The sequence below is a fragment of the Mumia quercus genome (assembly GCF_025506335.1).
Classification (GTDB): domain Bacteria; phylum Actinomycetota; class Actinomycetes; order Propionibacteriales; family Nocardioidaceae; genus Mumia; species Mumia quercus.
The window spans coordinates 241763-255275 of sequence record NZ_JANZYO010000006.1 but is presented as its reverse complement, the minus strand read 5'-3'; the positions used below and the strand labels follow the sequence as shown (position 1 = coordinate 255275).

Below are 13513 nucleotides of genomic sequence, written 5' to 3'. Positions count from 1 at the left end.
AGGATCTCCGCCCCCACCAGCACGGAGCTTCCTGCCAGCCGTCCACGGATGGCGGCCTCACTGGGTCGGCTCTCAGCTTGAGTCAGAAGGCGGCCGACGTGCACCGGGACCGTTCCGCGCAACTCAGCCAACAAATCGGCTGTCTCGTCGGCCCCGGCACCTGAGATGAGGGCAAAGCGCCCAGGTGACCGCTCCAGTTCACTCCACACAGCGAGGCCCGCATCTGGCCAGACAGACACACGCCCCTCCGAGGTTCTCCGTTCGCCGCTCCCTGACGACGGTACCCACGCGCGTGCGTGGATGACCGACTGCCCCTCAATCCTCACAGAAGGTACGAATCGGCGCAGGACTATTGCGGGAGGCAGGCTGCAGTTCGGCGCTGCGGCTGGACAGCTCTCTATTCTCTGCACCGAAATCTCCTGCCATCGTTAGCGGCAATCGACTGTGGTCTCCGGTCAGAGTCCCCCAGGAAAAGAACGAAGGCTGACCGCCTGGGGCGACTCGCTCAGAGCCGATCAATCCAGGTGTCTTCGTCCCTGTCGTCCCAGCTGGAGCCCGATGGTCGCGCGGCAGGCGGCGTACGTCCCAGGGCCGCTAGAACGGTCATCGCCTCGTCCGCGGTGAGCTCCCGAAGACTTGCGACGGGCCGGCCCGAGAGGTCCTCGATTTGCTGTCGTCGGTCTGACATGTCGGTGAGGTTCCGGGCATCGAGGGCCCTTCGGAGCAACTCGACCTGCCAGTCGGCGATCGGCGTCACGGGGCGAACGAGCGGCGCCGGCTCGCTCGGCTCGTCGTCTCCGAACAGGGGCAGGTCGTCTGACACGTGCTCAAGGCTACGGAGCAACCCGCGAAGGCTGACAAATAGCCTCGCCCAGTGCGCGGTCCGTGAGCGTCCCGAGTTGGGTCGAATGTCGGCGTCATGCGCGAGACTCGCCTCATGGCCGACTGGAGTCCTCTGCGCAGATTGCTCGCCAACGTTGATGAGTCGGTGACCCTCGCCTGGGACGAGCTCGACGCCTTGGTCGGTGGACTGCCGAAGTCGGCGTACAAGCACGGCGCGTTCTGGAAGGGCTATCGATCCGGGTGGCCCGGCTTCACCACATCGTCGGTGAAGGTCGGCGAGTCTGTGACGTTCGTTCGGCGTGCCACCACCAACGCGACAATGCCGGGGGACGGAGGTCCGCCGGCGGTCAGAGCACCCGACTCTGCCCCAGACCTGGTCCTCGTGGGCTGCGTCAAGAAGAAGCTCGATGTCCCAGCGCCCGCCAAGGACCTCTATACATCGACCCTCTTCCGCAAGGAGCGTGCCTACGCCGAGCAGGCCGGTGCACGGTGGTTCGTCCTGTCGGCGGAGCACGGACTGGTCGATCCCGAGCAGGTCCTGGAGCCCTATGACCTGCGACTGTCGAAGACCTCGCGTGACTACCGTCGAGCCTGGGGCGCACGGGTGGTCAAGCAACTCGGTGAAGCTGTCGGAACCGTCGACGGGCGGACGATTGAGGTTCATGCAGGGTCGGCCTATGCCGATGCAATCCGGGGGTTGCTCTCGGGCGAAGGTGCCACTGTGATCGAGCCGCTCGCCGGGCTGACGATGGGTGCTCGGCTCTCCTGGTACGGAACGGCGGGCGATCCAGTGTCCACAGTGACTCCTCCGCAGATGCCCGACGCAGGCGTCGCCGAACTGCTGGACAGGCTCACTCATGCCGACGAAGCGATCACTCCCGCCGCGTTCCTGGCTGGTGCCGGGGATGGTCTGCGCTCGCCTGGCCTCTACAGCTGGTGGGTCGATGACGAAGGCGCCGCCGATTTGAGTCGAGGACTCAACCATCCCATCAGACCCGGATTGATCTACGCCGGGTTAGCTGGTGCCACCCGCTCCCGGAGCGGCAGGAAGTCGAAGAACACACTCTGGGGCCGAATCAAATCGATGCACCTCGGCGGACGCCACGAGTTCTCGACGTTCCGGTTGAGCCTCGGATCGGTCTTGTCGGAGGCCCGCGGAGAGGTCGACATTGACGAGGAGGCCCTGACCGCCTGGATGCACGAGCACCTGCGCCTAGTTGCGGTCCCGTTCGCCAACGCTGACACGCTCGGGGACGTCGAGACCGAGATCCTCGCGGAGTTGGATCCACCGCTGAACTTGGACAAGGTCAGGCGGACTCCGCTCCGAGCTCACCTCTCAGCGCTGAGGAAGTCACACGGCCGCCGAGGACGCTCCCAAGGAACAGCAGCGGACTGAGGACAGCCATCCAAGCGAACTTCGCGGCGTCCCAGAAGAAGACGAAGACCAACAAGTTGAGGAAGCCGAGACCGGGACGGATGGCGAACTCGATCGCGAGGGCGGTAAGTCCGAGGTAGGCGGGCGTGGCGACCAGTCCCACGGGGATCGCCCACTTGAGGCCGCGTGGGGTGCGGAGCCACTCGATGGCTCGGTTGGTGGGCATGTACAAGCGGAGGTGGCCGCGGATCGCGGCGCTGAGGTCCCAGAGTGCGGTGAGCATGACGGTTCTCCTTAGGTCGAGGGCTCACCTCCTCGCTACGCCCGCGGGCCGACATGACGCGCACACCATCGCCCGTCATGGGGATAACTCGGTCGGAACAGCCTCTGTGTACCGCTACCCGATCGCCCGTCCCCTCGCCTCGAGCGCCCGGCGGCGCCCGTCCTGGGCGTTGGCGGCGTCCTCGGCAATGGCCCGGGCACGACGAATCGCCTGCTCGGCGCGGGCTGCGTCAAGCTTCTGCGCCTCGTTCGCGGGCGCACCGAGAGCCCTGCGCCCCTCCACCTTGTACCGGTCGCGGTAGGCGGCGACTGTCCTGACCTCGCGGAGCCAACGACGCCGGGTTGTCGCGGTCGTCGGCGGCGTGCCCAGCCGCTTCAGCCAGGACGCCTTGTTCTCGACCGCCCTCTCGGCCAGCGTCATCGCCCGGCCTTCCATCAGGTCGGCGAGCTCGCCGAGCACCTTGGCCATTTCGGGACTCATCGGGCCATCAGCGACCGGGATCAAGCCGACGACCAGCTTCGGGGACGGGCGACGCTTGCTCTTCGTCGGTTGGGCTGCCTTCTGGAGTCGGCTGATGAGAACGGCACCGATGTCCTCGGCGTCGTCGAGAGACCTTCGGGCGACGAGGGCTGGCAGGCGTCCGGCGACGTCGTAGCGGTCGGACTCGGCCCGGCGCAACTCAGCGGTGAGGGGTCCGAGCGACTGCGAGATCATCACCTGCTCGACCTGGGCATCGGTCAGGCCGCTGCTCCTGATCGCCGCTACCCATCGGTCGCGCTGGGCGACCGCTCCGATGGTTTCGTACTCCGCGGCGAGTTGGGCTATGGACGACCACCGTTCCTGCTCCGCGACGATCATCTCGTGCGCCGAAAGTTCTCCGCCGATGTGCTGGAGAACGCCGTAGAGAACGGTGTGCGCGTTCACCTCGTCAGGCTCGGGAGGCGCGTGGCCCTCGTCGGGCTTGTCGAGCGCGACGTAAGCGATGTTAGAGTCCCGGCCTCGGGTCATGGCGACGTAGAAGTTCTCCCGCGTGGTCGAGCCAGTCACCACGACAGGTGAGGTGTCGACGGTCAGGCCTTGGGCTCGGTGGGCGGTGACCGCATAGCCGAGGTCGACGTGCTCGGCGACGTACGCCGCAGGCAGGGTGACCGTGCCGCCAAAGTCGACGCCGAGGCGCTGGACCTGCATCGAGCCGTCCTTGTGGACGCGGGTGACGGTCCAGCGGTCACCGTTGCGGACCCAGCCGCCGCGCAGGGGGTGGAGGCGGCGGTCGTTGTTCCTGGTGATGACGAGGTCTCCCTCGGACGCCTGGGTGCCGTCGGCAAGGTTGACCTCGAGGTCACCGACAGGGTTGGCGACGATGCGGTCGGCGCGTGCTCGCCGGTTGAAACGGGTCACCATCTCCATCGCCTCGGCGACGAGGATCGACGTACGCCCGCGCTTCACGTCAGCCGCCCAGGCGAGGTAGGCGGCGTCCATCATCTCGTCGGTCGTGCCCTCCTGGACCCGGTCCTTGGCCATGTAGGTGCTGATGACCTCCGCCCGTCCGTGCCGCAGGCCGAGGGAGGCGGCCTTCTCCCACTCGTGGGTGAAGCGGTGGACCTCGGTGAGCTCGGGAGTGTCAGGACGAGCGGAGGCCAGCAGGCTGAACGCCCCGCCCGCGTCGACCGACTGGAGCTGCGCCCAGTCGCCGACCAGCAGCACCTTCGCGCCCGCCTCGGCCCCCAGCGCGGTGAGCCGGTCGAGGGTCAGAGTGCCGGCGAGGGTGGCCTCGTCGATGATGACGAGCTGACCCTTGCGGAACTGCGCCCGTCCACGGTCGAACTCGTGAAGCCACTTCGCGGTGTTCTCGCAACCGATGCCCAGGTCCTCGGCCAGCACCTGCGCCGCGACTGCGCTCGGGGCGAGGCCGACCACACTGCCTTTTCCGTGGGCCCTCGTCCAAGCTGTCTTCAGCGCGTGCATCGCGGTGGTCTTGCCTGCACCAGCTGGGCCGACGAGAAGGTCGACCTGCCGCCCGGACACGGCGATGCCGGCCAGCGTCTTGGACTGCTCGGCAGACAACAGGTGTTCCTTGCGGGTCACGCGCTCGATCACGGCGAGGTCGACCTCCGGGGCCGACAGGTCCTCCGCGCGAGCCAGCAGCCGGTCCTCAGCCGCGAGCAGCGCCTCGGAGGTGAACACGACCGAGTGCCGTGGCCGGAAGCGCGTCGTACCGTCGGGTCGGCGGAAGACCTCGGGCGTGGTCACCAACTCCGGCGGGGTCAGAGTCAGAGACTCCTGCTTCGCGGCGTCGACGATCATCCCGACCACGACCTCGCGGTCCTCGGCCCTGGCGAAGCGCCAGCCCATCGTCTGCCGGGATGCCTCGGCCCAGAGGTTCCAGTGTTTCCAGGTCGAGCGCTTCTCCTCGACCGCGCCGACAACGGAAACGGCCACGTCGCCGACCACGTCGAGAGGCACATCGTCGGCCCGGAGGGTAGGACTGGCGATGGGAAGGGAGGTGACCTCCTTCGCCCAATCGACTGCGTCCCTCCCCAGGATCTTCCGCGCCCGTCGTCGCCATTCGGTGGTGAGGTCGAACAGCGAGTGGATCTCCTTGTCGGGTCGTGTGGCACGAGTCGCCTGTGCCCGCATCACGATGATCTCCTTCCTGGACGGGCGATGCCCGTGCGCGGCCTCGTACTCCGCGATCAGTCGATCGGCCTCCTGCTCGATGTGGGAGGCTCGGCTGGAGAACTCGTGGATCAGCTCCTCGGGGACGGGCGCAAGCTCCCAAGCGAGGTTATGGTTCTTGCCCCGGTCCCGCTGCTCCCACGCAACCCCGAGCAGTCGGGTCATGCCGTCGGCCAGCACCGCGTTGTAGTGCTCGGAGATCGGGACATTCGCCTCGAACATCGGTCGCCCGTCCAGGCTGCGCCATCGTCCGTCCTCCGTCGTCTTGACCTTGCTGGAGATGACGACGTGGGTGTGAAGCTGCGGATCGCCCAGCCGGGAGTCCCAGTGGTCGTACGCCGTGGCGGCAACTCCGACGATGTCCGCCTGCATCACGGCACCGTCGCCGGCTGCTACGCCCCTCCTCGTGGCGACCACTTCCCGTTCCATGAAGTCAAGCACCTCGGCAACGGCCTGGTGGTGGGCCTCGACGATGAGCGCCTGGGTGCCAGCGTCGGCCACACCCCACAGTGCGGAGACTGACTTGGGCACGCTGAACGTGTAGTCGAAGCCCGCCACCCCGCCTGACTGCTTCTTCGACTCCTCGGCCTTGATCTGCGCAAGAGCAGCCTTACGCTGCTCGTCGGTGAGGTCGGACGGGAGTTCTGCCGCGCGGTCGGCCATGCGCTTGTTGAGGGTCGGGAACGTGGGGAACGCCCTGCCCAGCTTCTCGCCGGTGACCGGGTCCAATCCCGCGCCGATCAGGAGCTGGAGCTGCTGCGGCGTCACCATGTCCCCGCGCTTGATCTCGCCGCTGCCGAAGGCATGGAGGGCCGAACCCATCCAACGGCCCGGCGGGGTGCCCGCCTCTGTGTAGTACCGCGTGACCGGGTTCGGATCGGCCATGTTGGCGTCCCCTCGGACCACGCTCTTGAGCAGGTAGTCGTAGCCGCGGCCCGCCGCGATCTTTCTCATCGAAACGGTCACCCCTGCACACCTCCTTGGCGTGAAGGTGTGCGCGACGTTCCACAGCCCCCAGTTCGGGCCGAGTTGTCCACAGGCTCCGGGCGACGGCGCCCTCTGAATCGCCCCGGGTTTCGTGGAGGCTCGGTTACTTGGAACCAGCCCCGGTCGGGACGGGTGTCTCAGGGTAGTGCTCGGGCGTGATCTGGGCCCAGTGGTTGGCCTCGAACTCGGCCGGCGGGATCAGTCCGATCTCGCCGTGCAGACGCCGGTGGTTGAACCAGTCGACGTATTCGGCGACAGCGATCTCGACGTCGCCCACGGTCTTCCAGCCGCCCTTGGGCCGCATGACCGGGTTGCGGATGCACTCGGCCTTGAACAACGAGTTGAGCGCCTCGGCCATCGCGTTGTCGTAGCTGTCTCCCCGCGATCCGACGGACGCGACGGCCTCGGCTTCGGCCAGACGTTCGGTGTAGCGAATCGCTCGATATTGCACTCCGCGATCGCTGTGATGCACGAGGCCGGTGACGTCCTGGCCAGCCCGCTGCCGGTTCCACAGACCCATGTCGAGGGCATCCAACGCCAGGTCTGTGCGCAGGCTGGTCGACACCTGCCAGCCCACGATCATCCGGCTGAAGACATCCAGGACGAACGCGACGTAGGTCCAGCCAGCGTGCGTCCGCACGTATGTCAGATCCGCGACCCAGAGCTGATTTGGCGCGATCGCGACGAACTTCCGGTCGACGAGGTCCTCGGGTCGTTCGGTCTCAGCGCCGTCACCGATGGTGGTCTTGCGGGTCTTCTCCCGCGGAATCCCACGCAGACCCTCTTGCCTCATCAGCCGCTCGACGGTGCAGCGGGCGACTCGGACGCCTTCGCGGTTGAGCTCGGCGTGGACCTTCCTCGCGCCGTAGACACCCGAGGTTTGCCTTGTGGGCGACCTTGATATCGGTGACCAGTTCGGCATCACGGATCGCGCGTGCCGACGGCGGCCTGACCTTGGCGGCGTAGTAGCTGCTCGGGGCGATCTGCACGCCGGCGTTCTTCAGCACAGCGCAGATCGGCTCGACCCCGACCTCGCGCCCATCGACCACGTCGTGGCGATGGGCGTCGATGTAGGCCACTACCTGCTGGTGGGGCGGTCGAGCTCCGCCGCGAAGAAAGCCGCCGACGTCTTCAGAATGTGGTTGGCCCGACGCAACTCGCGGTTCTCCTGCTCGAGCCTCGCGATCCGCTCCGACTCGGCCGTTGTCGTGCCCGGGCGCACACCGCCATCGATCTCAGCCTGCCGGACCCAGTTCCGCAGGGTCTCGGGGTGCATGCCGAGCTGCTCGGCCACCCGTGCGATCGCGCCCTGCTTCGTCGCCGGATCCTGCCGCAGCTCGACGGCCATCCTCGTGGCACGCTCACGCAGCTCGTCTGGGTACTTCCTGGGTGCTGCCATGACTCTCATCCTCCATGGGTTGAGAGCCTCCATCAGACCCGGGGCGATTCAGTCGCGTGCATGAACGAGTTGCACCAACATGGAGCCGCGACAATCCGGTGGAGTCCGCAGCTCATCAACGACATCGTCAACGCACCCAATCTCGCGCGGGCGGCGGAGCATTTGGGAGCCAGAGGCATCCCGGTCTTTCCATGCGTCCCCGGCGGCAAGCGCCCGCTCACCGCCCACGGCTTCCGAGACGCCAGCGCCGACCCCGACGGCATCAACTTCTGGTGGCGTCGCCAGCCTGCCGCCAACATCGGCGTCCCGACCGGCGCGGCCGGCGGCATCGACGTGGTCGACGTCGACATCCACAAGGCCGGCTCCGGATACGCCGCCTTCGAGCACGCCCGGCGAGCCGGGTTCGTCGAAGGCTGGGCCTGGCTCGTCCGCACGCCGTCGGGCGGCCTGCACGCCTACTTCCTCCGCACCACCGAGCGCGAACAGCGGTCGTGGCAGGTTCCGAGCAAGCACATCGACTTCCGGGGCGACGGCGGCTACATCATCGTCCCGCCCTCCCGGGTTACCGGTGAGGACGGCGTGACCCGCAGCTACCAGCCGATCGCGGTCGCCGAGCACCACAACCCGTGGTCGGTCGACGCCAACGGCCTGCGCGGGTTCCTAGACCCGCCCCGGCCAATGCGTCCCCCAACCGACGTCCCTGCCATCGGCGCCCACCCCCACAAGCTCGCCGCCTGGGTGGCGTCCCGGCCCGAGGGTGGCCGCAACGGCGGCCTGTTCTGGGCCGCCTGCCGGATGGCCGAGGAAGGCCACGACCTCAGCACCACGACCTCCCTGCTCGGCGAGGCTGCTTACGCCGTTGGTCTGCCCGAGCGGGAGGCGATCGCGACGATCAGGTCGGCATACCGGATCGCGTCTCGGCTGGGGCCCGCGAACCAGCCGCGCCCTACGCAGGCGGTTGAGGCGGTGGGACTGTGAACACGCCAGAGCCCTACGAGCGCCGCCTCGACCGCACCCTCCCCGAACCTGCCCCGACCCCCGAGGCCGAGAAGGCCGTCGATGCCCTCGCCGTACATCGCGACCCTTCCGTGCCGACCGCCGGGGCCACGCAGGGGGCCGCCGAACGCTCCCAGCCCGGCGTGGCGTGGGTGCGTCCTAGTGAGATGCCAAGCCTGCTCGGCTCCAAGTTCGTACGTCGCGGCATCGACCTCCAGGCCGAGCTGACTCGCCGCGCACGTCGCACCCCTGGCGCTGCTGTCTCGAAGGCGTCACGCCGCATCACCCGCACCTCGATCGCTCGACCGGACTCCGCAAGCCCGAGCATCACCAATCAGGAAGGACTCGGGCTATGAAGCAACCAAGCTTTGCAACCGCCGAGGGGCTGCGGCTCCTCCTGCTCGATCTCGCCTACGCCGGACGGAGTGCGTGGCAGACCAGCCCGGAAGCCGCCGAGCTGATGACCTACACGATGGAGAAGTACGCCGGGCTGGCGCACAAGTACGGCATGGAGCCGACCGACGCCGCGGCTGCCGCCTTCGAGGTCATGCGCATGCGCTCCACTCGCGTCGCCGAGGACCCGTGGGCGGTCGTCACCCACGCCGTCGAGCTGACCCTCATCTACGAGTCGCGGGCCGAGGGGCTGCTCTGCTCGACCGGGCAGGCGCGCAAGACGGCCGGCCTCGACTACCACGATGCCGAGAGATTCGCCGACCGCGACTCCGAGATCGCCGACTACCACCCGGCGTTTCACTGCCACGCGATGATGGCCGACCCATACGCGACAAAGCCGGAGACCCCGGAGAAGGAACCGACCAACGCTTTCTTCGCACTTGCTGACGCAGTGACGTTCTTCAAGGAACTGGGCTGGCGGGATCGCGAGGCCCGGCTCGGGCTTGAGTACATCGCTGCGCGGTTGAGTCGCTGTGGCGATCCCCGCATCGCGCTGCAATCTCTGCGCCGCGAGGGCAACGGTCCCGGCCAACTCGACATTGAACAAGACGCTTGGTTGGCAGTGCTCCGCGCGGTCCTAGGCGACCCGCATCCCGACTACGAAGGGACGGCGGCGGGCCGTGGGATGCTGCTACGGCTCTGCTCGGGTGACGACCTGGGCGACCTCTTCCACGATCACGCTCTCGCCGACGCAGTCGAGCGTGCGGCCCCGGTCCCGATAACAGAGCCGGGTGACATTCATGTCTGACCGCGGACACGTCGAACTCGATCGGACTATCACCGCGATCGTCGTTGGCGAGCGTCACCGCCGCGACGCAGGCGATCTCACGCAACTTATGGACTCCATGAAGCGCGTCGGACTGCTCCAGCCCGTCACCATCACGCCCGACGGCTACCTCATCTGTGGCTACCGCCGCCTCGAAGCGGCCAAACAACTCGGTTGGAGCACCTTGCGGGTGTGGGTGAGGTCCGGAATCAGCGACGAGCTGACCCGGCTCCTGGCGGAGCGCGACGAGAACACGACCCACAAGCCCCTTGCCGCTGAGGAGGCGGCAAAGCTCTACGCGGAGCTGCGGGTCTTGATAGACGAGGACGCTGCACGGCGAATGAGGTCGACCCAGTTCGGGCACGAGAACGAAGAACCCGCAGGTCAGCCCGGCCATGCTGAATCAGCATGGCCGCAGGGCGGCCTCGGATCAGCCCGCCGACGTGCTGCCGAGATGGTCACCGGCAAGGCGTCGTACGCCCGGCTGGAGCAGATCCTGGAAATGGAGCGCATCGCCGCCAACCGCGGTCTCCCGAAGGACCTCCGGAAGATCGCCGAGGGCGAACTAGCAGCGATCCGCAACGGCGGGGCTGTTGATCCGGGCTACCAGAAGGTGAAGGCGGCACATCGAATGGCCGAGCTGATGAAGTCCGGCGACGGCGATGGCGTCGACGAGGACCTCGACGAGGCGCTGGAGCTGGGCGAGCCGGTCGCGTCCGAGCACACCGTCGCGTTCACGGTCTTCATCGTGTGTGGGCCGTCGTACCCCGAATGCCATCTGCTCCGATTGTCGCTACTCGACAAGCCCTTGGACTGACCGATGGGCAAGCTGGCGGTTCTCGGACTGGTCACGCTTCTCTTCGCGCCAGCGAGCCTGCTGCTCGGGCTCGGTGCTCTGCTCAGCCCGGCGGCGCAAGCACAGTGCCTCCGGGCGACGTCATCGGTCTCGACCGTCGAAGGGACGCTACCCGAGACCGCTCGCGTCGCATTCCCTCTCCCGGCCGGGACTTGGGTGAGGGCAAGCGGCTTCGGAATGCGCGTCCACCCGGTCACCGGCGAGTACAAGCTCCACACGGGCGTCGACTTCGCTGCCTCGACCGGCACCCACACCCTCGCGGCGGCGGACGGTCGCGTCGCCTTCGCCGGCCCAGCCACGGGCTACGGCCACCTCATCGTGATCGAGCACACGGTGGGTGGGCAGCGCGTCGCCACCGGCTACGCGCACATGTACGCCGACGGCATCCACGTCAGGGCGGGCGACACGGTGAAGGCTGGCCAGTACATCGCCGACGTCGGCAGCGACGGCTACTCCACTGGCTCGCACCTGCACTTCGAGGTCCGACCCGGTGGCGCTGACGCCGCGCCCGTCGACCCGGAGCCGTGGCTCGCCTCCAACCGCGCGGCCGACGTCGAGGGAAGCGCAGAAGCCAGTGACGCGGGCTGCAACTGGGCCGGCCCCGCGACGTCGTACGACGGCAACAAACCCGACGGCCTTGTCGATGACCCGACCTCGGAAGGCCAGATCACCGAGCGCACCGCACACATCCTCGCCCAGGTCCAGAAGAACTTCCCCGAGTCCCGCTGGGCCTGCTGGTCCGAGCGTCCAGGAACTAAGTCCGAGCACCCGCTCGGTCGCGCCTGTGACGGCACCTTCGGCAACTCCATCGGGACCGCCGCGACCGGCCACGCGCTCGACTACGGCTGGAAAGTCACCAACTGGTTGAAGGACAACGCCGAGACCCTCGGCGTCGAGTACCTCATCTGGCAAGGCCGCATCTGGTCGGATGCACGGTCCTCCGAAGGATGGCGACCGTACGGCGGCGGAGGGATGCACGACCCGTCCAGCGTGACGGGCGGCCACTACGACCACCTCCACTTCACGGCGGCCGGGTGACACCTGATGACCATGAAGCTCTACACAGCCCTCCCGATGGTCGGCCCTGACTTCGGTGCCGTCGGTGGTTCCAGCCAGCTCCGCGCCATCGTCGGTGCGCTGCTGACCTACGGCCTCATCATCTCCGTCCTGATGGTGGTCATCTGCGCGGCAACGTGGGCGATCGGCTCGGCGCAAGGGAGCTGGCAGACCGCAGGCAAAGGAAAAACCGGATTGTTCGTCGCACTCGGCGGCGCCGCCCTCACGGGCGGGGCACTCGCCTGGGCCAATTGGCTGCTCGACGTGGGAGCGACATTGTGAGCGAGGGGGGCAGCTCCCTTCGAACGGGGTCGTCGACGGCGTCAAGCCCCGTCGCAAGCCCGACTTCCCGGTGGAGCCGATCCGACTCCTGGGTCGCCAGGGATCGGTCTCGGCGACCGACATCTTGATGCGGGCGAGGTTGGTCTCGAGGAGCGCCACGGGTTCGGCTTAGGTCTTGTGATTGTCCTTGGCCGACTGAGCAGCCAGGACACTCACGGCCGCCACAGCGACTCCGCCGACACCCACGGCGGCCTTCGTGCCGGCCTCCTTCGCGGCTGCCTTCAACTGATCAGGCTTTGTCAGGGCTGCCCGCCATCCGATCGAAGACACCGCGGAATGCGCCGACTCAATGCCAATCGGTTGGTGAAAGGCATCGACTGAGGCACCCACCCGATTGCTCGACTCAACCACTGCTCGAACGCTGCGCGAGTGAAGCAGGATCTCCAGGTCGGCGTCGCTGGCCGCTTGGTCAAGCCTCCGCACGAGACCGACAGTCGTTTGAGTGATCCGTTCGCGCAGTCCCTCCCGCGACTCCTTCAGTGCGAGGCGGTGGCCATCGAGATCCTCGGGCGCCACCTCTCGAACATGATCGAGTTCGAGAACTGCGGCCTCCTCGTGCAGCTGGAAACAGCGGGCTAAGACAGATAGCCAGACGTCGACCTCGCCGGCGATCTCCGGTGCAAGTTTTGCAAGTGCCCGAACCTTCGCGGCCGATCCTGCCTTCGACGCGAGCGCATCAAGGGCACGGAGGGCATTCGATTCAATCTCCGCAATGTCCCCTGTGAGGTGCTGAACCTTCGACCACGATGGCGCGGAGACGTGGCCGGTCTTCTCGCGGATGCTCATAGCTTCGTTGATCGCGAAGGAGACCCCGTCCAGCTTTGCCAGGACAGCGTCCCGCTGGGTCCGTCGCACATCATCGAGCTTTCCGTCGATGACGGCTAGGAACTCCGTGATCTCGCGAACCTCCTGCTTCCGCTCAAGCTGGGCCATAGCCCCTGCGGCGTTAGAGAGGAGGGAGGCAAGGCCGGACAGAGCTTGCGGGTTAGTAGCGGCGGATGCGATTGGCCCAGTCTCGGTCGCTAGCCACTTGCTGATGTCGCCGGGCTTCCCGGCCATCAACCAACGCACACCTGGAGTCTTTGTATCCATCAGTCCGTGCTCTTTGGCGTTCTCCGCTGACTCTTTGGTCAACTTCACCCATCGGCCGGAGCTCGCCGCAGCGTCGGCGACCGAATGGGCTGCCTCGGCACCGAACGTGAGTAGCGGACGCAACCAGCGGAGGTCGAGGCTCGTCGACACCTCCCAGAGACCTTCGCGCCGGAGGTACTGCTCAACTGCGCCAGGATCGCCGATGACGGCAAGACCGTCTCCGTCACTGATGACGATGTGCTCGCCGCCTTCTGCGGGAACCAGGCCGCCGCCCTCCGGTTCCTCCTGCTCGTCCATAGCCACATTCTTACGCACTGGCCTGCTTCACCCCGGCGCGGTGGCGCACGCGGCCGCGGACCAGAGGACCGAACGGCCCTGAGGCGAACACC

11 protein-coding genes and 1 pseudogene are annotated in these 13513 nt (G+C 67.3%); 7 read left to right on the top strand and 5 right to left on the bottom strand.

The window, feature by feature from the left end:
* Positions 1-505: 505 nt before the first annotated feature.
* Positions 506-823: a hypothetical protein gene (locus NYZ95_RS15795; RefSeq protein ID WP_262852282.1), complete on the bottom strand. Its 318-nt coding sequence runs from the start codon at positions 821-823 to the stop codon at positions 506-508.
* A 114-nt stretch (positions 824-937) separates the two neighbouring features.
* Here NYZ95_RS15795 and NYZ95_RS15790 point away from each other — a divergent pair, with 114 nt between their 5' ends.
* On the top strand, positions 938-2239 hold the full coding sequence (locus tag NYZ95_RS15790) for a DUF6884 domain-containing protein (protein ID WP_262852281.1): 1302 nt from the start codon (positions 938-940) through the stop codon (positions 2237-2239).
* Here NYZ95_RS15790 and NYZ95_RS15785 read toward each other — a convergent pair.
* The 3 genes and pseudogenes from NYZ95_RS15785 to NYZ95_RS15775 all read right to left on the bottom strand — a co-directional run bounded on the left by NYZ95_RS15785 (position 2151) and on the right by NYZ95_RS15775 (position 7563).
* Complete coding sequence (locus NYZ95_RS15785; protein WP_262852280.1) at positions 2151-2501, bottom strand: hypothetical protein; 351 nt, start codon at positions 2499-2501, stop codon at positions 2151-2153. The two genes, NYZ95_RS15790 and NYZ95_RS15785, sit on opposite strands and share 89 nt — an antisense overlap.
* A 114-nt stretch (positions 2502-2615) precedes the next feature.
* The gene (gene mobF, locus NYZ95_RS15780; RefSeq protein ID WP_262852279.1) at positions 2616-6131 is read right to left on the bottom strand and encodes a MobF family relaxase; all 3516 of its coding nucleotides are present in this window, start codon (positions 6129-6131) and stop codon (positions 2616-2618) included.
* Between the two features lie 136 nt (positions 6132-6267).
* A pseudogene (locus NYZ95_RS15775) lies at positions 6268-7563 on the bottom strand (IS3 family transposase).
* A 60-nt stretch (positions 7564-7623) separates the two neighbouring features.
* Here NYZ95_RS15775 and NYZ95_RS15770 point away from each other — a divergent pair.
* The 6 genes from NYZ95_RS15770 to NYZ95_RS15745 all read left to right on the top strand — a co-directional run bounded on the left by NYZ95_RS15770 (position 7624) and on the right by NYZ95_RS15745 (position 11972).
* Complete coding sequence (locus tag NYZ95_RS15770; protein WP_262852278.1) at positions 7624-8541, top strand: bifunctional DNA primase/polymerase; 918 nt, start codon at positions 7624-7626, stop codon at positions 8539-8541.
* Positions 8538-8915: a hypothetical protein gene (locus tag NYZ95_RS15765; protein ID WP_262852277.1), complete on the top strand. Its 378-nt coding sequence runs from the start codon at positions 8538-8540 to the stop codon at positions 8913-8915. The genes NYZ95_RS15770 and NYZ95_RS15765 overlap by 4 nt, the downstream gene beginning before the upstream one ends.
* Complete coding sequence (locus NYZ95_RS15760; RefSeq protein WP_262852276.1) at positions 8912-9760, top strand: hypothetical protein; 849 nt, start codon at positions 8912-8914, stop codon at positions 9758-9760. Before NYZ95_RS15765 ends, NYZ95_RS15760 begins: the two co-directional genes overlap by 4 nt.
* Positions 9753-10595 (top strand): ParB N-terminal domain-containing protein, encoded by an 843-nt coding sequence (locus NYZ95_RS15755; RefSeq protein WP_262852275.1) that lies wholly within the window; start codon positions 9753-9755, stop codon positions 10593-10595. Before NYZ95_RS15760 ends, NYZ95_RS15755 begins: the two co-directional genes overlap by 8 nt.
* A 216-nt stretch (positions 10596-10811) precedes the next feature.
* Positions 10812-11672: a M23 family metallopeptidase gene (locus tag NYZ95_RS15750; RefSeq protein WP_262852274.1), complete on the top strand. Its 861-nt coding sequence runs from the start codon at positions 10812-10814 to the stop codon at positions 11670-11672.
* Positions 11673-11678: 6 nt separating this feature from the next.
* A complete protein-coding gene (locus tag NYZ95_RS15745) occupies positions 11679-11972 on the top strand; it encodes a DUF6112 family protein (RefSeq protein WP_262852273.1) in 294 nt (97 codons plus the stop codon).
* Between the two features lie 168 nt (positions 11973-12140).
* Here NYZ95_RS15745 and NYZ95_RS15740 read toward each other — a convergent pair whose 3' ends face one another.
* Positions 12141-13421: a hypothetical protein gene (locus NYZ95_RS15740; RefSeq protein ID WP_262852272.1), complete on the bottom strand. Its 1281-nt coding sequence runs from the start codon at positions 13419-13421 to the stop codon at positions 12141-12143.
* Between the last annotated feature and the right edge of the window lie 92 nt (positions 13422-13513).